This is a genomic window from Vibrio sp. 2033 (assembly GCF_033339735.1).
This window is the reverse complement of sequence record NZ_JAWOVC010000026.1, coordinates 1-23,516: the sequence shown is the minus strand read 5'-3', so window position 1 is coordinate 23,516 and position 23,516 is coordinate 1. Positions and strand designations below refer to the sequence as shown.

Annotated in this window: 17 protein-coding genes; 14 read left to right on the top strand and 3 right to left on the bottom strand. The window is 47.0% G+C overall.

The window, feature by feature from the left end; genetic code table 11:
* Positions 1-37 precede the first annotated feature (37 nt).
* From R7P74_RS21975 to R7P74_RS21965, 3 genes are all read left to right on the top strand, one after another.
* Positions 38-1,345, top strand: coding sequence for an anaerobic C4-dicarboxylate transporter (locus R7P74_RS21975; protein ID WP_005382378.1), 1,308 nt, complete (start codon positions 38-40; stop codon positions 1,343-1,345).
* A 161-nt stretch (positions 1,346-1,506) separates the two neighbouring features.
* The gene (locus tag R7P74_RS21970; protein ID WP_225474171.1) at positions 1,507-3,339 is read left to right on the top strand and encodes a protein-disulfide reductase DsbD; all 1,833 of its coding nucleotides are present in this window, start codon (positions 1,507-1,509) and stop codon (positions 3,337-3,339) included.
* A gap of 194 nt (positions 3,340-3,533) precedes the next feature.
* Entirely contained in the window at positions 3,534-4,163 is a 630-nt protein-coding gene (locus tag R7P74_RS21965; protein WP_005382375.1) for a response regulator, read from the top strand.
* Here the strand turns inward: R7P74_RS21965 and R7P74_RS21960 are convergent.
* Positions 4,160-5,911, bottom strand: coding sequence for a potassium/proton antiporter (locus tag R7P74_RS21960; protein ID WP_225474170.1), 1,752 nt, complete (start codon positions 5,909-5,911; stop codon positions 4,160-4,162). The genes R7P74_RS21965 and R7P74_RS21960 overlap by 4 nt on opposite strands.
* Before the next feature lie 520 nt (positions 5,912-6,431).
* Here R7P74_RS21960 and R7P74_RS21955 point away from each other — a divergent pair.
* The 5 genes from R7P74_RS21955 (at position 6,432) to R7P74_RS21935 (ending at position 11,006) form a co-directional block, all read left to right on the top strand.
* Positions 6,432-6,695, top strand: a complete 264-nt coding sequence (locus R7P74_RS21955) for a DUF4212 domain-containing protein (protein ID WP_005382373.1) — start codon at positions 6,432-6,434, stop codon at positions 6,693-6,695.
* A gap of 12 nt (positions 6,696-6,707) precedes the next feature.
* Positions 6,708-8,435, top strand: coding sequence for a sodium:solute symporter family protein (locus R7P74_RS21950; protein WP_005382372.1), 1,728 nt, complete (start codon positions 6,708-6,710; stop codon positions 8,433-8,435).
* A gap of 108 nt (positions 8,436-8,543) precedes the next feature.
* Complete coding sequence (locus R7P74_RS21945) at positions 8,544-9,026, top strand: hypothetical protein (protein ID WP_005382371.1); 483 nt, start codon at positions 8,544-8,546, stop codon at positions 9,024-9,026.
* A 199-nt stretch (positions 9,027-9,225) separates the two neighbouring features.
* Positions 9,226-9,603 (top strand): hypothetical protein, encoded by a 378-nt coding sequence (locus R7P74_RS21940; protein WP_005382370.1) that lies wholly within the window; start codon positions 9,226-9,228, stop codon positions 9,601-9,603.
* 17 nt (positions 9,604-9,620) lie between these two features.
* Positions 9,621-11,006 carry a class II fumarate hydratase gene (locus tag R7P74_RS21935; RefSeq protein WP_017635560.1) on the top strand — a complete coding sequence of 462 codons (1,386 nt, stop codon included), beginning with the start codon at positions 9,621-9,623 and terminating at the stop codon, positions 11,004-11,006.
* A gap of 90 nt (positions 11,007-11,096) precedes the next feature.
* Here the strand turns inward: R7P74_RS21935 and R7P74_RS21930 are convergent, their stop codons facing one another.
* Together R7P74_RS21930 and R7P74_RS21925 are read right to left on the bottom strand one after the other, a co-directional pair.
* On the bottom strand, positions 11,097-14,528 hold the full coding sequence (locus R7P74_RS21930) for a hybrid sensor histidine kinase/response regulator (protein WP_225474169.1): 3,432 nt from the start codon (positions 14,526-14,528) through the stop codon (positions 11,097-11,099).
* A gap of 135 nt (positions 14,529-14,663) precedes the next feature.
* A complete protein-coding gene (locus R7P74_RS21925) occupies positions 14,664-15,851 on the bottom strand; it encodes a 3-phenylpropionate MFS transporter (protein ID WP_005382367.1) in 1,188 nt (395 codons plus the stop codon).
* Positions 15,852-16,084: 233 nt separating this feature from the next.
* On the opposite strand from R7P74_RS21925, the gene R7P74_RS21920 reads away from it, so the two are divergent.
* The 6 genes from R7P74_RS21920 to accC all read left to right on the top strand — a co-directional run bounded on the left by R7P74_RS21920 (position 16,085) and on the right by accC (position 23,398).
* Positions 16,085-17,911 (top strand): DUF294 nucleotidyltransferase-like domain-containing protein, encoded by a 1,827-nt coding sequence (locus R7P74_RS21920; protein ID WP_225474168.1) that lies wholly within the window; start codon positions 16,085-16,087, stop codon positions 17,909-17,911.
* A gap of 33 nt (positions 17,912-17,944) precedes the next feature.
* On the top strand, positions 17,945-18,574 hold the full coding sequence (locus R7P74_RS21915; protein ID WP_025768818.1) for a 3'-5' exonuclease: 630 nt from the start codon (positions 17,945-17,947) through the stop codon (positions 18,572-18,574).
* A 237-nt stretch (positions 18,575-18,811) separates the two neighbouring features.
* Complete coding sequence (acs, locus tag R7P74_RS21910) at positions 18,812-20,764, top strand: acetate--CoA ligase (RefSeq protein ID WP_005386359.1); 1,953 nt, start codon at positions 18,812-18,814, stop codon at positions 20,762-20,764.
* Between the two features lie 303 nt (positions 20,765-21,067).
* On the top strand, positions 21,068-21,517 hold the full coding sequence (aroQ, locus tag R7P74_RS21905) for a type II 3-dehydroquinate dehydratase (RefSeq protein ID WP_005382360.1): 450 nt from the start codon (positions 21,068-21,070) through the stop codon (positions 21,515-21,517).
* Between the two features lie 61 nt (positions 21,518-21,578).
* Positions 21,579-22,040, top strand: a complete 462-nt coding sequence (gene accB, locus R7P74_RS21900) for an acetyl-CoA carboxylase biotin carboxyl carrier protein (protein WP_005386355.1) — start codon at positions 21,579-21,581, stop codon at positions 22,038-22,040.
* Between the two features lie 14 nt (positions 22,041-22,054).
* On the top strand, positions 22,055-23,398 hold the full coding sequence (accC, locus tag R7P74_RS21895) for an acetyl-CoA carboxylase biotin carboxylase subunit (protein WP_005382509.1): 1,344 nt from the start codon (positions 22,055-22,057) through the stop codon (positions 23,396-23,398).
* Positions 23,399-23,516: the final 118 nt, after the last annotated feature.

The following is a 23,516-nucleotide window of genomic DNA, read 5'->3' as shown; positions in this document are numbered from 1 at the left end:
AAATCAGAATCAAATAAAAAACTAAAGAGGTATCAATATGGTCATGGTCGAACTCTTCGTGGTTCTGCTCTTCATCTATTTGGGGGCAAGAATCGGTGGTATCGGCATTGGTTTTGCCGGTGGTGCTGGGGTCATTGCGTTGTCTTTGATCTTGGGCGTACCAACAAGCCAAGCTTACATTCCCGTTGACGTAATTTTGATCATCATGTCTGTAATCACCGCTATCGCAGCAATGCAAGTAGCTGGTGGTTTAGACTGGATGGTGCAAGTTGCTGAAAACTTTTTGCGCAAGCATCCTGAGCGCATCACCTTTTATGCGCCTATCGTAACTTACCTAATGACATTAATGGCGGGTACTGGCCACACGGCATTCTCTACTTTGCCAGTGATTGCAGAAGTAGCGAAAGGCCAAGGCGTGCGCCCTTCTCGTCCACTGTCTATCGCGGTCGTAGCATCGCAAATCGCTATCACCGCATCACCAATCTCAGCGGCTGTTGTAGCGTTCGCGGCAATGCTGCACCCATTTGGCGTTGACTACCTAACACTACTAGCAATCTGTATCCCAACGACGTTCATCGCGTGCATGATCGGTGCGTTCGTGGCGAACTTCATGGGCTGTGAGCTAAAAGACGATGCTGAATACCAAGAGCGTCTAGAAAAAGGCTTAATCAAGCTAAATACAGAAGCAAAACGCGAAATCCTACCAACAGCGAAGAAAGCAACCTTCATCTTCCTAGGCGCAATCGCATTTGTCGTGTGTTACGCAGCAGCAATTTCTGGCTCTGTGGGTCTTATCGAGAACCCTGCTCTAGGCCGTAACGAAGCTATCATGACGGTAATGCTAGCAGCTGCGGCAGCTATCGTAATGAGCTGTAAAATCGATGCTGGCAAAATCCCAGCCGCAGCAACATTCCGCTCTGGTATGACAGCGTGTGTGTGTGTTCTTGGTGTGGCATGGCTAGGTTCTACGTTCGTTAACGCGCACGTTGACGGCATCAAAGAAGTTGCGGGTGCGCTACTAGCAGACTACCCATGGATGCTAGCACTCGTTCTATTCTTCGCTTCAATGCTGCTTTACTCACAAGGTGCAACCACTGTTGCGCTGATGCCAGCAGCACTAGCAATCGGTGTCGCACCACTTACCGCAGTTGCATCTTTCGCAGCAGTAAGTGCGCTATTCGTGCTGCCAACTTACCCAACGCTTCTAGCAGCGGTTGAGATGGACGACACGGGTTCAACTCGTATCGGTAAGTACGTATTCAACCACCCATTCTTTGTACCTGGTGTGGTAACCATCGCTTCTGCGGTAGCACTTGGCTTCGCATTCGGTGGTCTACTGATCTAGTAGAAACAGAGTCTTACTCGGGGAGCTTCGGCTCCCTTTTTTATTGCCTGTTGTCTTGATTTATGCTCAATAAATCTTCATTTTCATGAAACTTATTGACTCGCCTCCGGGTCTGATTGAGTTACACTAACGGCAATTATCTAAGATGAATTGACTCTTTTATGCGCGCATTACTTTCCGTTTTACTCTTAGGGCTCATTACCTTTTCCACTCCGTCTTTAGCTTTATTTGGCAAAGACCAGTTTAACAATAGCCAGAACAACAGTTTTGGTAGCAGCAGCGACAGCTTTGTTCCGGTTGATCAGGCGTTTCCATTTAACTTCTACCAGCAAGATGACAAATTGATGCTCGATTGGCAGGTACGTGACGGGTACTACCTATATCAAGAGCGCTTGTCTGTAGCTGGTGAGAAAGTATCGCTAGGCGAACTGCAAATGGAAGACGGCACACCGCATAAAGATGAATTCTTTGGTGACGTGCATATCTATACTCAACCTCTCTTCGTTAATGTACCAATGCATGATTGGCAAGACGGTGCTCGCGTAGTCGTGCAATACCAAGGTTGTGCGAAAGCAGGCTTCTGTTACCCGCCAGAAACTCGCGTGATTCCTATCAGCGCGTTTACTTCGTCGAACTCAGATTCAACAACGGCGACAACTGCATCAAAAGCAGAACAGGCACCAACAGCAACGCCACCAGCGGTGCAATCATCTACGTCTGGTGACATATCATCAGCGCCAGTAACACAGCAAGATAGCCTTGCTGCCAACCTTGATGATAACTGGTGGACATCACTTCTGTTCTTGGCGCTTGGTGTGGGCTTGGCGTTTACACCTTGTGTGCTGCCGATGTACCCAATTCTGACCAGCATAGTGCTTGGCAGTGGCAAGCTAAGCCAACGCCGCGCGCTAGGCTTGTCATTCGTCTACGTGCAAGGCATGGCGCTGACTTACACCCTACTCGGCCTTGTGGTGGCATCTGCAGGTATGCAGTTCCAAGCGGCAATGCAGCACCCTTATGTGCTGATTGGCTTGAGCGTACTGTTCATCACACTCGCTTTGTCTATGTTTGGTCTGTACTCATTACAGCTACCAAGCAGCGTTCAAACGTGGTTAAACAACCTCAGCAACAAGCAGCAAGGTGGTAGCAGTGCTGGCGTGTTTGCAATGGGGGCAATATCTGGCTTGGTGTGCTCACCATGTACCACGGCACCTCTATCTGGTGCGCTGCTTTACGTTGCACAAAGCGGCGATTTGCTTACCGGTGGTATCGCGTTATACGCGCTGGCGATGGGCATGGGTATTCCGCTGATTCTTGTTGCGGTCTTCGGCAACAAACTGCTACCAAAAGCAGGTGGTTGGATGGACCGAGTGAAAACACTCTTCGGCTTTATTCTGCTTGCCGCACCTATCTTCTTACTAGAACGCATCATGCCAGAAATGTGGTCAACGATTCTGTGGTCAGCACTGGGTATTGCTGCTTTTGGTTGGCTATACCACATCAAAAACAGTCTAGAGTTTGGTGGCTGGAAACAAAGTGCCGTGGGCATAATCGCCGTCTTAGGTTTGCTAGCCTCAGCACAACCTATCTTAAATTACTGGTTTGGACACAGCACAACACAAACTCAGCAAGCCACTGTTAGCTTTACTCGCATTGCTAACGTGGCGGAGCTTGAAGAACAACTGGCACTTGCGAAAGCGGCAGGTAAACCCGTCATGCTCGATTTCTACGCCGATTGGTGTGTAGCATGTAAAGAGTTTGAAAAGTACACCTTCCATGACCCAAGCGTCGAAGCCAAACTGCAAGACTTCGTTCTTCTGCAAGCGGACGTGACCAAAAACCAAGTGCAAGACATCGAACTACTGAAGCACATGAGTGTGCTTGGTTTACCAACAATTGAGTTTTGGGATGCCAGTGGTGAACACGTTTCAAACGCTCGTTTGACGGGCTTTATGCAAGCCGAGCCTTTCTTAGAGCATATCAAGCAGTTCTGATAACCAGATATTCAAACGCCAGTGATGTCCACTGGCGTTTTTTATTGCTCAGATTTGAATAAGAACATTGCGTTTATATGCAATTTTCCTAATAAAAGTCGATTTGGTTCAGACTTTTAGCGAATAAATATTGTCCACTCTCTCAAAGCTGGACAATAATAAATTTAACGAAATAGTCAAAAGTGTTTAACGTCATGGATTCGACCTACACCATCATTATTGCAGATGATCACCCACTCTTCCGGAATGCCTTGTTTCAATCTATCCACATGGCTATTAGTGGTGCAAATTTGCTGGAAGCGGACTCACTCGACGCACTTCTGGCTTTGTTGGAGCGAGAGGAAGAGCCAGATTTAGTGCTATTGGATCTCAAAATGCCAGGAGCAAATGGTATGTCTGGCTTGATTCATTTGCGAGCAGAGCATCCAGATTTACCTATCGTCGTCGTTTCAGCGAGTGAAGAGCCGGCGATCGTGACGCAGGTGAAAAGCCATGGTGCATTTGGTTTTATTCCCAAGTCCAGCGACATGCGCGAATTAGTGAACGCACTCAATCAAGTGCTGAATGGCGACCCATATTTCCCTGAAGGGTTGATCACCAATAACGCGGCATGTAATGACTTAGCGGAAAAGATTGCTGCGCTAACACCACAGCAATATAAAGTGTTGGGAATGTTGTCCGATGGCTTGCTGAACAAGCAAATCGCTTACGAATTGAATGTTTCAGAAGCCACCATAAAAGCGCACATGACAGCGATTTTCCGTAAGCTCGGTGTAAAGAACCGCACGCAAGCCGTGATTATGCTGACGGAAATGAGCGACTAGATTGACGTCTTATCGTCAGACTTACTTTTTTCGTTTGGCAATCGGATACCGACTTTAATGACCTGCTGATCAACAACATCAGCGACGATCCAATGCAAACCTTGCCACTCGAAATGGTCTCCCAATACTGGCGTGCTACCTAATTGCTCTTCGACAAGGTTTCTCAAACTTTTATCCAGCGGTTCATCCCCCAGATTCAAACCATACATCACGGCAATATCGGCAAGCTTCACTTCAATATCGAGGAAGAAGTCACCGAAGAATCGCGCTAGCGACGCTTTCTCTGGGGCTTCACTAAACAGTAAGCTCAGTGCATCTAAATCCTTTTCTTGTGCTAATACACACAAGGTATCATCTTCCTCAAGGCGCGTACTGCCGGATGGGTGCAATAGCTCTTTACTGCGAAATACAGCGGCGATACGCGTTCCTTCCGGCATCGAAAGACTACGTAATGGCTCACCAATGCACCATTTATCTGCTTTAAGTCTATAGATAAACAGCTCCCACTCACTGGTCGGGTAAATCTCCACCCCCGTACGCGAAATTGGCTCAGGCTTAGAAGGTAGCTCGACCTTTGCAAGAGACATCGCTTTGGTCAACGTCCCCCCTTGCACTATCAAAGACACCATTACTACAAAGAATGCCAAATTGAAGTACAGTTGAGCATCTGGCAACCCTGCCATCATTGGAAATACCGCGAGGATGATAGGTACAGCGCCACGCAATCCTACCCAAGAGACAAACCACTTTTCACGTGGCGTGAAACTCTTGAATGGCAGTAAACCAATCCAAACTGAGATTGGTCGGGCAAACAAAATCATCCCGAAGGCAAGCGCAAGACCTGGCAACGCAATAGAGAGTAAATTAGATGGTGTAACCAACAAGCCAAGCACCAAGAACATACCAATTTGAGCTAGCCACGTCATACCATCTAAAACATGAAGAATAGAGTGGCGGCTGCGTGTTGGACGGTTACCTAATAAAAGACCAACAAGGTAAATCGACAAAATACCACTGCCACCCAAAGTGTTAGATAAAGCGAAAATAAGCAAGCCACCACTGACCGTTAAAATAGAATACAGCCCATCTGGTAATTGATTGCGATTGATAACTTTCCATAAGATCCAGCCACCAGCGAAGCCAAGTAACGCGCCGATACCAAACTGCTTAAGAAAACTGAACGCCAAAAAGCCCGCACTTAAATCTGCGCCAGGGTTCGCTAAAATAGCAATCAGAGTTACGGTCAGAAACACCGCCATAGGGTCATTGGTGCCGGATTCAATTTCCAGCGTTGAACCAACACGTTCGTTCAGGCTACGACCTTTGAGTAGAGAGAAGACCGCGGCAGCATCGGTGGAGCCAACAATCGCACCAACCAATATGCCTTGCAATAAATCTAAGTCGAATAACCACGTTGCCATCAGCCCGGTCAAAATGGTGGTGATCGCAACGCCAAATGTCGCCAAAGAGACCGAGGGCCATAACGCAACCCTAAAGCTGGCGACCCGCGTTCTCATCCCACCATCAAGCAAAATGATGGCTAATGCGAGGTTACTAACCAAATAAGCGATCGAAAAGTTATCGAATAAAATGCCGCCTAAGCCGTCTTCCCCCGCTAGCATTCCAACGGCTAAAAATACCAAAAGAATTGGGATTCCCAACTTAGAAGACACTGGGCTTAAAAGAACGCTAAGTGCGATTAACAACGCACCTATTAGAAAAAAACTGTTAATGGTGTCTGCGTCCATTCTCACCCTCCCTTAATGAAAAACGATAATAATTGTGATGAGCAAGGCTACTTCGTTAATGAGGTAATGCCCTAATCTGCCTCCCCTTTACACCGTCTCAAAATGCGAGGTTGTACGAGAATGACTCAGTTATATTACTTTATTGTGCGTTAAAACGGTGATTTGATGCGAAAACTTTATGTAAATAAATTACTTGTGAGCTTTCTTATCTACGCCTTCTCTCTTTAAGAGCCACAAGATCACCACCAATACTTACACAGCATCTCCAAGTTCAATGAAGAAAAGATTAATGGCCAGTCTTAATCATGCTTGTTTATCCAATCAACCTTTAGACCTTTGGCTAACTTAACAGTTTATTAACATAACATTTTACCCCTTTATTCGCTGCCAAAGCCCATTGTATGGAGGTTCCTCATTTTTAACACCCCGACTAAAGTTGAAAAGAGTTATTGCCAACACCTTGCTAATGTACATATTGAAACATTTCATTAACAACAATACCAATCGTAAGGAGACGGCAATGGCATTTGAAAGCGAAGAAAGAGCCAAAGCCTATTGGGACAAAAACGTGAAGCTCATGATCGGCCTAATGGTCATCTGGTTCGTCGTGTCTTTCGGCTGCGGCATTTTATTTGTCGACGTACTAAATCAATTTCAACTAGGCGGCTACAAACTCGGTTTCTGGTTTGCTCAACAAGGCTCCATCTATGCCTTCCTAGGAATTATTTTCTATTACGCATGGAAGATGCGCCAAATTGACCGTGAATTCGGCGTGGACGAATAAGGAGTCACTCAGATGGATTTGAAAACTATTACCTACCTGGTCGTTGGCGCCACGTTCATCCTGTACATCGGGATTGCTATTTGGGCTCGCGCCGGCTCAACCAAAGAGTTTTATGTTGCTGGTGGCGGTGTAAACCCGATTGCAAATGGTATGGCAACCGCAGCCGATTGGATGTCCGCAGCGTCGTTTATCTCAATGGCAGGCTTAATTGCCTTCATGGGCTATGGCGGCTCAGTATTTCTCATGGGTTGGACTGGTGGTTACGTTCTGCTTGCGCTGTTGCTAGCACCTTACCTACGCAAATTTGGGAAGTTTACGGTGCCAGAGTTTGTTGGTGAACGCTTTTACTCCAATACCGCACGTATCGTAGCGGTTGTTTGTCTTATCATCGCATCAGTGACTTATGTTATCGGTCAGATGAAAGGCGTAGGTGTTGCGTTTGGTCGCTTCTTAGAAGTGGACTACTCCACTGGCCTATTAATTGGTATGTGTATCGTTTTCATGTACGCGGTTCTTGGCGGCATGAAAGGCATCACTTACACGCAGATTGCTCAATATTGCGTACTCATTCTTGCTTACACTATCCCTGCAATCTTTATCTCTCTGCAACTCACTGGTAACCCAATCCCACAAATTGGTCTAGGGAGTACCATGGCTGGTACCGATGTCTATCTACTCGATCGGCTTGACCAAGTGGTGACCGAACTCGGATTCAGTGAATACACGACCCAAGTACGTGGCGACACACTTAATATGTTTGTCTACACCATGTCACTGATGATTGGTACTGCCGGTCTACCACACGTAATTATCCGTTTCTTTACCGTGCCGAAGGTTCGCGACGCACGTACATCAGCAGGTTGGGCTCTGATCTTCATCGCCATCCTTTACACTACTGCACCAGCGGTATCAGCGATGGCTCGCCTCAACCTAATGAATACGGTAAATCCAGCTCCGGGTCAGCACCTAGCGTATGACGAGCGTCCTGCGTGGTTCAAAAACTGGGAAACAACTGGACTACTCGGTTTTGACGATAAAAATGGCGATGGCAATATCCAATACACTTCAGATGCGTCCACCAACGAACTGCGCGTTGATAACGACATCATGGTATTGGCTAACCCAGAGATCGCTAAACTACCAAACTGGGTGATTGCACTTGTGGCAGCAGGTGGTCTTGCAGCTGCACTATCTACCGCAGCAGGTTTACTACTCGCCATTTCTTCAGCTATTTCCCATGACTTAATCAAAGGGGTTATCAATCCGAACATATCCGAGAAAAAAGAGCTACTTGCTAGTCGAATATCAATGGCAGTAGCGATAGCAGCCGCAGGCTATCTCGGTTTAAATCCGCCTGGATTTGCCGCAGGTACGGTAGCACTCGCCTTTGGTCTTGCCGCTTCATCCATCTTCCCTGCATTGATGATGGGCATCTTCAGCAAGAGCATCAACAAAGAAGGCGCAATCGCCGGTATGATTGCGGGTATCAGTATTACGCTGTTCTACGTATTCCAACACAAAGGCATCCTTTTCGTTGCTGATTGGAAATATCTAGAAAGCTGGGGAACAAACTGGTTCCTGGGTATTGAGCCAAACGCGTTTGGTGCTATTGGCGCACTATTTAACTTCATCGTCGCATTCGCTGTATCCAAAGTAACAGCAGAAACGCCACAAGAAGTAAAAGACCTAGTCGAACACGTTCGCGTGCCAGTAGGTGCTGGTAGTGCAGTGGATCACTAAAAACTAATCAAAACCACAAAAGCCCCGTTTGGAACCAGCCGTCCGGGGCTTTTTTATTCTCACTTTTCAGTTACCATATTCGCAGTATGTCGTTGCAAGGAAGCCAAGATGTTCAAAAACAAGCACTTTATTCTCGCTCTACTGATTGCGCCAGTTCTCTCTTTGATCGCTTACTTCGGTACCGATATGGCCCTCAGCGAGAAGCCCCACGCGGCGCAAGAAGGGGAAACTTACAAACTCGCGAGTAAGTCTAATTGTCGTTACACCAGCGGTCTGTGTGATATGGAAAATGGCGATTTTAAAGTGAAATTTCGCTCGGAAAAACTCACTAAAAATAACTTAGAATTGTCACTCAACGCCGCTTACCCACTCGAAGGGGTTAAAGTTTCTATTGTGAGTGACAAAGAGAAAAACGCTCAACCGATTGATATGAAGCCCGCCGATCAAGCAGGCCAAAGCTGGTACATCACCTTACCAAAGCCTGCATCTGCAGAAAGCTGGTTAAGAGTCGTCATTCAATCAGGCGGCACACTGTATTATGGTGAAACGCAAACCGCATTTGTGAAGTACGAAACCTTATTTACTGAATAACGCTGACAAGCTAATTCACCGGTCTTCAAACGACAGTGACTTAGTTTCACTCAGCATAAATGAATTCCTACTCAGCCGACGCCTTTGCGTCGGCTTTTGTTTCCGTAAGTCTTTCTTCAACAACCTCTTACTCTAAAAAGGGTTGCCAACCCACAAGTTAATTGATAATAATTATCATTACATTCAATGAGAGGTGGTTATGGACAACAAACGGGACATCTTTAACGCATTTTTTAAAGCCCAAGATAGATTCCTTCTCGCCGCACCACATGGCTTTGAGCCAGACGTGATTCATGACTATATTCATTGGGGAATGGTGTTGTCTTCCTGTTATGAACACGATGCCGATGAAGAAAATCTATTGTTGTGTGAGCTGTTTTTACGTCAGGTTTATTTCCATTTACTAGACGCAATTCAAGACTCAACTCGCAGTCGTATCTTCCGTCGTGTCTGTCTCGATTCTATCCATACGCCATTATTCTGCCTCAAACGCTATTACTACCAGTTTGAACAAGGCGACGTGAAATTTCTCGCACTACAACAACAATTACGCCTGATTCAAATCTCACTCGATTAACCAAAAGGATCCCTACCATGAGCACCGAATTCCGCATAGAAACTGACAGTATGGGCGAAGTAACGGTCCCTGCAGATGCTCTCTACCAAGCCCAGACTCAACGCGCCGTCGATAACTTCTCATTCAGTCAACATAAAATGCCATCTGGTTTTATCAAAGCGTTAGCACACATCAAGCAGACTGCGGCACTCACCAACGCACAGCTAGGGCTGCTTGAAGGAGATATTGCCAACGCGATTGCTGACGCAGCTCAAGCAATTATCGAAGGCAATCATATTGAGCAATTCCCAATTGACGTGTTCCAAACGGGATCAGGCACTAGCTCAAATATGAATGCGAATGAAGTGATTGCAACACTGGCCTCCCAGCATCTAGGCGGCACTGTCAGCCCTAATGATCACGTCAACATGGGGCAAAGCAGCAACGATGTGGTACCGACGGCCATTCAAGTTAGCGCAGCATTAGCCATTGAAAAACAGCTCTTCCCGGCACTGTCACACCTCAGCCAAACACTAGAGTCTAAACAGCAAGCATTGAAAGATGTTGTAAAAACCGGTCGCACCCACTTAATGGACGCGATGCCAATTACCTTTGCTCAAGAACTTGGCGGTTGGCAGTTCCAAATCGAGCACGCAAAACAAGCGATTGAACAAGCACTTCCTGCTGTAAAAGCCTTAGCCCAAGGTGGTACGGCGGTTGGAACGGGGATCAATGCCGATCCACGCTTTGCAGACTTATTCGCTAGCAACCTAACCCAGTCAACTCGTATTCAGTTCACGGCCAGTGATAATTTCTTTTTCAATTTAAGCAGTCAAGATGCGATCGTCGCTCTGTCGGGACAGCTCAAAACAGCAGCAGTTGCGATCATGAAGATCGCAAACGATCTTCGTTGGATGAATTCAGGCCCATTGGCTGGTTTAGGTGAGATTGAATTACAAGGCTTGCAACCGGGTTCTTCCATCATGCCTGGCAAAGTAAATCCTGTGATCCCAGAAGCCGCAGCGATGGCATCAGCGCAAGTCATTGGTAATGACACCACCATTACCGTCGCAGGCCAAGCGGGCAACTTCCAGCTTAACGTCATGCTGCCAGTTATTGCTCATAACGTATTGGAGAGCATCGAGTTACTCTCTAACAGCGCAACCGCTTTAGCTGACAAAGCCATTGCGACGTTTGAAGTTCGCCAAGATAACTTGGATGTAGCACTCGCCAAAAACCCAATTTTGGTCACGGCTCTCAACCCGGTCATTGGTTACCTAAAAGCGGCAGAAGTCGCGAAAAAAGCCTACAAACAGGGGCGCGCGATTATTGATGTCGCGGAAGAAGAAACTGATTTGGATAGAGCCACACTAGAGCGATTGCTTAATCCAGCCAAACTGACCCAAGGCGGCGTAGCAGAATAAACGGCAAACTCAGCCTATAAACTAAGATTACAAATATCGAGACCTCCATTCGGAGGTCTCTTTTATAGCGATTTTTCAAACACTCCAATCCTAAGCGACTCGATTGAGCACCGAACGCAGCTTAAGCGGCTTAACTGGCTTAGCAATAAAGCTGAACCCATTTGCTTTGATGCCATCAAGCATATCTTCGGTACGATCTGCACTGATGATGACGCCTTCAAAGCTGTGGCCTAATCTCAGGCGGCATTGCTGTAGCACTTCTAAACCAGTACGACCATCATCAAGTCGGTAATCGGAGAAAATTACATCCGGAACCCAACCATCCTCAAGCGCTTGTAGACTTTCAACTAAATCAATCGCAACTCGTGTATCGCAGCCCCATCGGGAAAGTAAGTTTTCCATGCCGACTAGAATGTCAGGCTCATTATCGACACATAGGATTCTCAGATGACCAAGTTCAGATTGCTTACTCATTGCCACGTGAACTGGATGAGGCTGAACATGATCAGCTTTATCTAGGGTGATGGAAAAAACACTGCCTTTTCCAACCCAAGAGCGCATCGAAATTTCATGCCCAAGTACCTGAGCAATTCCTTTCGAAATCGCCAAACCAAGTCCGAGGCCTTGGTCGGAACGAACTTGAGTTCCGCGATTAAACTCTTCAAAAATCTCTTGCTGCTTCTCTTCTTCAATCCCCACTCCATTATCCCATACATCAATACGCACTCGCCCTTTCACGCGGCGAACACCGAGTGCGACTTTGCCATTCGGGTTATAACGAAACGCATTGGTCAGGAAGTTTTGCACCACACGGCGCAGCAGTTTGGGATCCGACTTAACCATGAGTGAGGACGGAATCATGGTGAACTCTATACCTTGCTGTTTGGCTAACGCACTAAACTCAGCATTCAAATTCGATAACACATCATTTAACGCAAAGCCATGCACGTTGACTTCCAACTTGCCCGATTCCAAACGCGAGATATCCAGCAAATCTCCAATTAAGTCTTCGGCAGCCTCTAAAGCACTTTCAATGTGTGCTGACAGCTTTTTGGCTTCGCTGTCTTTGGCGACTTCCGATAGTGAAGATGCAAATAGACGCGCCGCGTTGAGCGGTTGCATCAAGTCATGGCTTACTGCCGCCAAGAACCGTGATTTGGACTTCGATTCCAAATCCGAGCGCTGCGTCGCTTCCACCAGCTGCTTGTTAAGTTGTTCTAATTCTCGAGTCCGTAGACGTACCCTTTCTTCCAATGTCTCGTTGGCGTCTTTCAGTGCTTGCTCTGCATCACGGAATACGGTGATGTCGGTAAAGCTCATCACAAAGCCACCACCTGGCATTGGGTTACCTTGCACCTCTATCACGCGACCATCGGGACGAACCCGAGAAGAGGTGTGCCGAGTTCCTTGCTCAAGGTGATAAACACGGCGACGAACGTGGTCATCAGGGTCACCAGGGCCACACAACCCCTGCTCTGCATTGTGCCGAATCACATCCGCAATCGGTCGACCTACTTGAATCAGGCCTGGCGGAAATTCAAAGAGTTCTAAATAGCGTTGGTTCCACGCTACCAAGCGTAGTTGCTTATCGACGACCGCAATACCTTGTCCAATATGCTCAATCGCGCCTTGGAGTAAACCCCGACTAAAATCGTACAGTTCAGAGGCTTCATCGACGATAGTCGCCACCTCTTCAAGCTGCATGTTTCTTCCTTGCAGAGCGGAAGTAAGTACTAACTTAGCAGAAGATGCTCCAAATACCCCTGCTAGCACACGCTCCGTATGCCGAATCAGAGAAGATGGCGCTTGTTGATTCGGCATTAACTCTTCTCGTTGCTGGCTCCAGTAGGCTTGAAACGCCGCTTTAACTCGCGTTCGTCCTACAAATCTGGACGCTAGCATTTCCAGTTCTGCAACCGTAACGCGGCTCTGGTACAGACTCATATTTTCGCTTTCAGGCAACGGTGTACCAACGAATGATGCCGATTGTAAGCGCTCACTTAGGCTTGGTCGGGTAGCCATAGAAACCACAACAAAACACACTGCATTAGCGACCACGCTGAGGATCATCCCCCAATCTGAAATCGCGATATCAAAACTAGCCAATACCTCTGGTGGTGTAATCAACCAGATCAGGAAGTTATTACTGGCGTCTCCGGCAAGCATGTCTGTTTGGCTCATTAACGTAATCAACCAGGTAGCAAAACCCACCGCGAGGCCAACATACACACCTTTCTTATTCCCTTGACGCCAATACATACCGCCAACCAGCGCAGGAGCGAATTGCGTGATAGCCGCGAACGAGAGAAAGCCGATAGCAGAAAGTGAATGAATGGTGTCCAACGCTTGATAGAAACACCACGCGCCAATCAACAAAACTAAAATCAAACCACGGCGGATCCGCAGTAATAATTCAGAAAAATGGTGGTGGTTACGCTGCGTCAGTCGCATGCGACGCAATAGCAATGGCATAACCAAGTCATTCGAGACCATGATCGCTAAGGCAATCGTCGATACGATAACCATGCCGCTTGCCGCTGAAGTACCGCCTAGAAACGCAAGCAAGGCGATTTCACTCGCCCCGACCGACATCGGCACACTGATGACATAAGTATCAGGCGAAGCGCCACTCAAGAGGCCTTGCCCTACCCACGCAATAGGTAAAACAAAAATCCCCATTAAGATCAGATAAATGGGGAACAACCAACGAGCCACGTGCAAATCTTGAGCACGTTCATTTTCCACCACCATCGTATGGAATTGTCGCGGAAGGCAAACGATCGCCAGCATGGTCAGTACAGTATGAATCAATATAGTCGGGATATTTGGTGACTGATACGTCTGCGCGGCAACATCAAGTAAGCTCAAACTCTCGGTGTTCATCGCCAACCAAACAATGAAGACACCGACCACTAAAAAAGCCAGCAGTTTGATAATGGATTCGAAGGCAATTGCCATCATCATCCCACGATGGTGTTCCGTGTTATCAATGTGGCGGGTACCGAATAGCATCGTAAAAATCGCCAATGCGACCACAACAAACCACGACACGCTATCGTTTTGATAACCAAAATCAGTAGCCAGCTCTGGTGCAATAATTTCAAGCCCCATAGTGATACCACGCAGCTGTAAAGCGATGTACGGCAAAATTCCCGCAACCGCTATGAGCGTAACAACCACGGCCAAACCTTGGGATTTACCGTAGCGTGCTCCGATAAAGTCAGCAATCGACGTGATGTGTTCCCGTTTAGCAATCAAAATAAGCCGAGCTAAAACGCGCCATCCGATGGTAAACACTAAAATGGGAGCAATATAGATGGGCAAGAAAGACCAAGGATTACTGCTGGCCTGCCCGACCGTGCCGTAGAAGGTCCATGATGTACAGTACACCGCAATGGAAAGGCTATAAATCCAAGGCCGCCAGCGCGCTAGCCACCTTTTCTGAATGTCGCCGTACCACGCGATGATAAATAAAGCTCCCAAATACGCTAAAGAAACGGGAACCACCAGCCATCCTTGCATCCGATATCCTTTCTTGCCTTTCTTGCTACTTTTAAAGCAAGAGAATAAAAAAACCTCTCCATGAGGGAGAGGTTTCATTTAACACTGCTTTGATAAAGGAGACAAAGCTTAGTTTTTAACCTTTGTTACATAAGTCTAATTCTGTGTTTCAAGTGGCTTGTCTGATACATCAACCACCTGATGTGGGTCTTGCGAATCAAGCTTGATGAACAGAGCCAATAACCCCATCGCGGCCATGCCCCAGAACACAAGCGGTCCCCAGTGCTCATAACCCCAGCCACTCAATACGGTCATTAACGCGATAAATGCGCCCAACGGAATCGCGTTATACAACGCTTGCAACGCTACGATCTTATTTTCTTCGGAGTTTTGGATATATTGGATCGCGGCAATGTGTGCGGTAGCGAAAGTCACACCATGCAATAGTTGAACAATCACCAAAGCAATAATTGATGTTGTCGACGCCGTAATACCCCAACGCATCATTACACCAACGGCAGCAGCAATAAACAGCGCGCGTATTGACCAACCTACGAATAAACGCTTACTCAGTGCAAACACTGCCACTTCTGCGGCCACCCCCAAGCTCCATAAGTAGCCAATGACATCTTCCGAGTGACCAGCAGCCTTCCAGTGAATCGCACTAAAGCCGTAGTAAGCCGCATGACTGCCCTGAATTAGTGACACCAACACTAAGAATTTTAGTATCGGCTTGTCGGTCAAAAGAGCGGTCAGCTTTGGACGTTCTGCGCTTTGCCCACCGTGCGTTACAGGCATTGGGTTAGTCGGTCGCATAGCAAACAGCAACGAGATAAACACGCCGAACATCGCAGTGTACAAGATCATATCGGAGCCAAATTCAGCCACCAGGTAGCCCACTGCCGTCGAGCCTGCGATAAAGGCGATCGAACCCCATAGCCGCGTGCGGCCATAATCGAGCATTTTCAGGCGAGCGTAGTAATTTGCCATCGCGTCCGACAACGGAATAATCGGTCCACAACAAAGATTGAACAACACTGTCGCTAGTGCCATTAACCAAAAGCTACCACCCGTAAAAAAGTGAAATCCAACAAAAAGGAGGGCAGCGAAACTCAACCAACGTAAAGCAGGCATAAGATGTTCGACTTTGTGTACTCGTGGGGTGATCACGATATTGGCAACACAACGTGTCGCAAGGCCTAACCCGACCAGCAAACCGATATCTGTCGAAGATACGCCCTGATCCTTAAACCAAAGTGACCAAAATGGCAGATACACGCCATACGCAAAGAAGAATCCGAGAAAGTACTGGGAAATCCAGCCATACGGAGAAGGTTTCAACATTACTAATATCCTAAAACGGGAACACCAACGTTCGAGCCGGGAATTATGGATCGCCATGCGTATTATAAAAAGGGAAGAATAAGAAACTTATCGTTTCCTCGATGGAATACTAACTTTGCGACATTTGGCATCTTCAAGCGAAAACATCGTAATTTAGACCAAAGTCGTCTGGCTTCCGGTAAGAAATTTGTCAGACTTAGAGAGTGTTCCTTCCATCATTATTGGGTGTTCTCATGCCTGACAAATTTAACATGCAATCTCCACCGTTCGATCGCTTAACTGAAGCACAACAAACGCGACTGCGATCGTCTCTGGACGTCGCCTACTATCGAGCTCGAGATGTTATTTTATCCTGCGGACAGAAGAACCCCCACTTACATATTCTGATCAAAGGCGCGGTAGAAGAGCGCTCCAACGATCAACAGGAAGTGTTCGCACATTATGCCAACGACGATATGTTCGATGTACGCTCGTTACTTGAAGACAAGGTACGTCATCACTACATCGCGCTTGAGGACACGCTCTCTTACCTACTGCCGAAAGAAATTTTCCTTGCCCTTTACAACGAAAATGGCCAGTTTGCAGCCTATTTCGATAACAATTTATCGAAACGGCAAGAGCTCATCGAAGCGGCCCATCAACAGCAAAACTTAGCGGAGTTTATTCTCACTAAAGTTGACCGCAGCATTTATCACCCACCGATGATCCTCGAACCAAATACACCAATTAACGAGGTAACACGTTCCTTAAAAGAAAATGGGATTGACGCTGCATTGGTTCAACTCCATGGCGATGATCCACGATTGGAAAAATGGCCATCAGCCCACCCGTACGCAATAGTAACTCGTACTAATATGCTGCATTCTGTGATGATAGATGGTTGCGCGCTCGACACACCAGTGGGTGAGATCGCGAGCTTTCCTGTTTATCACGTTGATGATGGTGACTTTCTATTCAACGCCATGATCACAATGACCAGAAATAGAATGAAACGCCTCATGGTATGTGAAGGCAACCGAGCCGTCGGCATGCTGGATATGACCCAAATTCTCAGCGCGTTTTCAACCCACTCTCACGTGTTAACGCTCAGTATTGCTCGAGCAAGCAGCGTGGAAGAGCTCGCTTTGGCCTCAAACCGCCAACGTCAATTGGTCGAGAGCTTATTGAAAAACGGCATCCGCACTCGCTTCATCATGGAGCTTATCTCAGCCGTAAACGAGCAAATTATCGAGAAAGCGTTCGAGTTAGTGATACCACCAGCCTTGCACGACCATTGTTGCTTGATCGTACTCGGCTCTGAAGGCCGAGGAGAGCAAATTCTCAAAACCGATCAAGACAATGCCCTGATTATTCAAGATGGTCTGGAATGGCCTCATTGCGAACAAGTGATGCAATCCTTCACACACACCCTACAACAGCTCGGTTATCCACTTTGCCCTGGCAAAGTGATGGTTAACAACCCAAAGTGGGTCAAAACACAGCAAGAATGGATAAGCACCCTAAACCACTGGATAGCTAAAGCCGAACCAGAACAAATCATGGACTTAGCCATTTTCAGTGACGCCCATGCTGTTGCTGGGAATTGCGATCTGCTGGCTCCAATTGCGGCGCATCTTCGTGACACAATGAAAGATCGCATGTTGATACTGTCTGACTTTACTCGCCCTGCCTTGCAGTTTTCGGTGCCCCTAACTCTATTTGGCAACGTAAAAAGTGCTAAAGACGGATTGGATATTAAACGCGGCGGTATTTTCCCAATTGTACACGGCATTCGCACCTTGTCTTTGGAATATGCCATTGAAGAGAAGAACACGTTTGAACGCATTGAAGCTCTGAGAAATAAGCGCATCTTAGAACCCGAAACAGCAGATAATCTCAACGAAGCACTGAAATTGTTCTTTAAACTTCGCCTTAATCAGCAACTCAAAAAGCAAGAAGCGTTGAATAACATTGATATTAAACAACTGGATAGAACTGAGCGTGATTTGCTTCGCCACAGCTTACATGTGGTGAAGAAATTTAAGCAATTTTTAGGCTTCCATTATCAAATTCGTGATTAACCCTGATTTTCATAAATCACAGAGGCGTAAGCAATGAACTGGTTACAACGCAAATACTGGTACTACAAATTGAAAGGCTCGCCTTATCAGTCGCTGTTTTGCACGCCAGATAAAACAGAATACGTCTCTCTTGACTGCGAAACCACCAGCCTTGACCCAAATCGTGCCGAGCTGGTGACTATTGCAGCCACCAAGATCATCGACAACCGCATCATCACCAGTCAACCATTTGAAGTCCGCTTACGCGCGCCACAATCGCTCGACTCTGGCTCGGTCAAGATCCATCGAATTCGCCACCAAGACTTAGTCGATGGCATCAGTGAAAAAGAGGCGCTGCTCGAGCTGCTCGACTTTATCGGCAACCGACCACTTGTGGGCTATCACATTCGTTACGATAAAAAGATCTTAGACCTTGCTTGTCTGCGGCAACTTGGCTTCCCACTTCCTAACCCACTCATCGAGGTCAGTCAGATTTATCACGATAAGTTGGAACGACATTTGCCGAATGCCTACTTCGACTTAAGTCTGGATGCCATTTGTAAACACCTCGAACTTCCTATCCAAGACAAACACGACGCCTTGCAAGACGCGATTTCTGCCGCTTTGGTCTTTGTCCGCTTAACGAAAGGCGATTTACCCAACCTAACCGCGCCGTATACATAAAAATCAGTTGACCTAGCTCCCAGAAATACTTTTGTTTCAGCGATTTCCCGGCGCTTCCATCACTCTCATCCTAAAGTCTAATTGTGGAAATACGCGCGGTGACTGACAGTTATAAGCACAACGTCGTCATTACCACGACCAAGTTATTTAGAACCAAAAAACAGCCCTACAAAAATATATTCAAAATCTTATCTAGATTGGTGTAAGGCCGAGAAATAAGGCACAAGGAGAGAAGCCATGAGCGAAGCCCACGTTTATCCGGTAAAAGAAAATATTAAAACTCATACACACGCGGATAATGATACTTACTTAGCCATGTATCAGCAGTCGGTAACCGATCCAGAGGGCTTCTGGAACGAACACGGCAAAATCGTTGATTGGATCAAACCTTTCACCAAAGTAAAAAGCACTTCTTTCGACACTGGCCATGTTGATATTCGCTGGTTTGAAGATGGCACACTGAACGTCTCGGCTAACTGTATTGACCGTCATCTTGCAGAACACGGGGACGACGTCGCCATCATTTGGGAAGGCGATGATCCAGCCGACGACAAAACACTCACTTTCAACGAACTGCACAAAGAAGTGTGTAAATTCTCCAACGCATTGAAAGAGCAAGGCGTACGCAAGGGAGACGTGGTGTGTCTATACATGCCAATGGTGCCAGAAGCCGCTGTGGCTATGCTCGCTTGTACCCGTATTGGTGCGGTTCACACCGTAGTATTTGGCGGTTTCTCACCAGAAGCACTATCCGGCCGTATCATCGACTCTGACGCTAAAGTCGTGATCACCGCAGACGAAGGCGTACGTGGCGGACGCGCTGTTCCACTGAAAAAGAACGTGGATGAAGCACTAACCAACCCAGACGTAAAAACCATCAATAAAGTCGTCGTGCTTAAACGTACAGGTGGTGATGTTGAATGGCATGAACACCGTGATGTTTGGTGGCACGAAGCAACAGCCAACGTTTCTGACGTTTGCCCACCAGAAGAGATGAAAGCCGAAGACCCGCTGTTCATCCTCTACACATCTGGCTCGACAGGTAAACCTAAAGGCGTACTACATACTACAGGCGGTTACCTCGTCTACGCGGCAATGACCTTTAAATATGTCTTCGATTATCAACCAGGTGAAACCTTCTGGTGTACCGCGGATGTGGGCTGGATTACAGGCCATACTTACCTAATTTATGGTCCACTAGCGAACGGGGCCAAAACCATTCTGTTTGAAGGTGTTCCAAACTACCCAAGCACGGCTCGGATGAGTGAAGTGGTTGATAAGCACCAAGTGAACATTCTCTACACTGCGCCAACCGCTATTCGTGCACTAATGGCAAAAGGTAACGAAGCGGTAGCAGGGACATCTCGTTCAAGCTTACGTGTGATGGGTTCAGTAGGTGAGCCTATCAACCCTGAAGCGTGGGAGTGGTACTACAAAACGATTGGTAACGAGAGCTCGCCTATCGTTGATACTTGGTGGCAAACAGAGACCGGCGGTATCTTAATTGCACCACTACCAGGTGCAACAGATTTAAAACCAGGCTCAGCAACTCGACCATTCTTCGGAGTCCAACCTGCACTGGTTGATAACATGGGCAACATCATTGAAGAAACCGCAGCAGAAGGTAACTTGGTGATCCTTGATTCATGGCCAGGTCAGATGCGCACTGTTTATGGCGACCACGAGCGCTTTGAACAGACCTACTTCTCAACCTTCAAGGGAATGTACTTTACTAGTGATGGAGCTCGTCGTGACGAAGACGGTTACTACTGGATCACGGGCCGTGTTGATGACGTACTAAACGTGTCGGGTCACCGCATGGGTACCGCTGAAATAGAATCGGCTCTTGTCGCACATCATAAAATTGCTGAGGCCGCTATTGTGGGCATTCCGCATGATATCAAAGGCCAAGCTATCTACGCTTACATTACCTTGAACGATGGTGAATTCCCGTCAGCAGAGCTACACAAAGAAGTAAAAGATTGGGTGCGTAAAGAGATTGGTCCAATTGCAACACCAGATGTACTGCACTGGACGGATTCCTTACCGAAGACTCGTTCTGGTAAGATCATGCGTCGAATCCTGCGTAAAATTGCAACGGGTGATACCAGCAACCTCGGAGACACATCAACGCTTGCCGATCCGAGCGTTGTAGATAAACTTATCGCAGAGAAAGCAGAATTGGCATAAATTCAACCAACTGTTTTAAAAGCACTTTAAAAACCGCCATCACTCATGGCGGTTTTTTGCTTTAGTGCACAAATTGGCCACACAAAAAATATGGCAATTATGTTGTTTTTGTTAACTTGGTTACAGAAACGAGAGTGGCTATTAGGAGATTAGACCAGTAAATTGCTGCTAATTGCTATGAATTAGCTATAATCTTGGTCGATTTTTTAAAATTTGCTCGGTTTTAACAAAAAAATCGTGCTGAACTATCGTATATTTGGGAATATAAACGTTCCACTCACGATAAGGGAAGATAGCAACACAATGTCTGCAAAGTCACGGATTCTTGTTCTAAACGGACCAAATCTTAATCTATTGGGTCTGCGCGAACCGACACACTATGGTCACAGTACCTTAGCTCAAGTTGTGGATACTCTTACAGAGCAAGCCCATAACGCTGGGGTAGAACTGGAACACCTACAATCAAATCGTGAGTACGAACTGATTGAAGCCATTCACGCTGCCTATGGCAAGATTGACTTCATCATCATCAATCCAGCGGCTTTCACTCATACTAGTGTGGCGCTGCGAGATGCATTACTTGGCGTCGCCATCCCATTTATTGAGGTGCACTTATCAAATGTGCACGCACGTGAACCATTCCGTCATCACTCTTATCTGTCAGATAAAGCAGAGGGTGTGATTTGCGGTTTAGGCGCACAAGGTTATGAATTTGCTCTGTCTGCAGCGATCAATAAGCTACAGGCAAAGTAACCCTAACACTCTGCAACCCTACGAGGGTTGTCTTAATCACAAGATAAAAGAGAAAGAAAAGATGGATATTCGTAAAATCAAGAAGCTAATTGAGTTAGTTGAAGAGTCTGGCATTGCTGAGCTAGAGATCTCTGAAGGTGAAGAGTCAGTGCGCATCAGCCGTCATGGCACTGCAGCCCCTCAAGCACCAATTCACTACGCAGCAGCTCCAGCGGCGGCACCTGCTCCAGTAGCAGCGGCACCAGTAGCGGAAGCGCCAGCAGCAGAAGCTCCAGCAGCAACACCTGCAGGTCACCAAGTTCTTTCTCCAATGGTTGGTACTTTCTACCGCTCTCCAAGCCCAGACTCTAAAGCATTCGTAGAAGTGGGTCAGAAAGTAAATGCTGGCGATACTCTATGTATTGTTGAAGCAATGAAAATGATGAACCAAATCGAAGCGGACAAATCTGGCGTTGTTACAGCAATCCTAGCTGAAGACGGCCAACCAGTTGAATTCGACCAACCTCTTGTTGTAATCGAATAAGCGGGGCTTGCCTTATGCTAGACAAAGTAGTCATCGCGAACCGAGGTGAAATTGCACTTCGTATTCTTCGCGCTTGTAAAGAATTAGGTATTAAGACCGTCGCTGTTCACTCAACAGCGGACCGCGATCTTAAGCACGTACTACTCGCAGACGAAACCGTATGTATCGGCCCTGCTCGTGGTATCGACAGCTACCTAAACATTCCACGCATCATTTCTGCAGCAGAAGTGACTGGTGCTGTGGCTATCCACCCAGGTTACGGCTTCCTGTCTGAGAACGCAGACTTCGCAGAGCAAGTTGAGCGCAGTGGTTTCATCTTCGTTGGTCCAAAGGCAGACACTATCCGCCTAATGGGCGATAAAGTATCTGCTATCAATGCAATGAAGAAAGCAGGCGTTCCTTGTGTACCGGGTTCTGACGGCCCTCTAGACAATGACGAAGAGAAAAACAAAGCATTTGCTAAGCGCATTGGTTACCCAGTAATCATCAAAGCATCTGGCGGCGGCGGCGGTCGTGGTATGCGTGTTGTTCGCGCAGAGAAAGACCTTATCCAAGCCATTGCAATGACACGTGCTGAAGCAAAAGCGGCGTTCAACAATGACATGGTTTACATGGAGAAATTCCTAGAAAACCCTCGTCACGTTGAAGTTCAGGTTATTGCTGACGGTCAAGGCGGCGCAATCCACCTTGGTGAGCGTGACTGTTCAATGCAACGTCGTCACCAAAAAGTAGTGGAAGAAGCTCCAGCACCTGGTATCACCGAAGAAATGCGTAAGTACATCGGTGAACGCTGTACTCGTGCATGTATCGAGATCGGTTACCGCGGCGCAGGTACGTTTGAATTCCTATACGAGAACGGTGAGTTCTACTTCATCGAAATGAACACTCGTATTCAGGTAGAGCACCCAGTAACAGAGATGGTTACTGGCATCGACCTAATCAAAGAACAGCTTCGTGTTGCAGCGGGTCAGCCTCTGTCATTCACTCAAGATGATATTAAGATCCGTGGCCATGCGATTGAGTGTCGTATCAACGCAGAAGACCCTGAGCGCTTCCTACCATCTCCGGGTAAGATCGAGCGTTTCCACGCTCCTGGCGGTATGGGTGTACGTTGGGAATCTCATATCTACACAGGCTACACAGTTCCACCTCATTACGATTCAATGATTGGTAAACTGATCACTTACGGTGAGAACCGTGATGTAGCGATTGCACGTATGAAAAACGCACTGGGTGAGATGATCATCGAAGGCATCAAAACTAACGTGCCACTGCAGTTCTCCATTATGAATGACGAAAACTTCCAACACGGTGGTGCAAACATCCACTACCTAGAGAAGAAGCTTGGCTTACAATAAGCCTAAGCAAACGTCTTAAAAAATGCCCACTCCCGTGGGCATTTTTGTTTTCAGCCCTAAACCACCTACTTCAGTAGGTGGTTATCATCCGTTTCGGCTTTGCCTGTAAAACTACTCA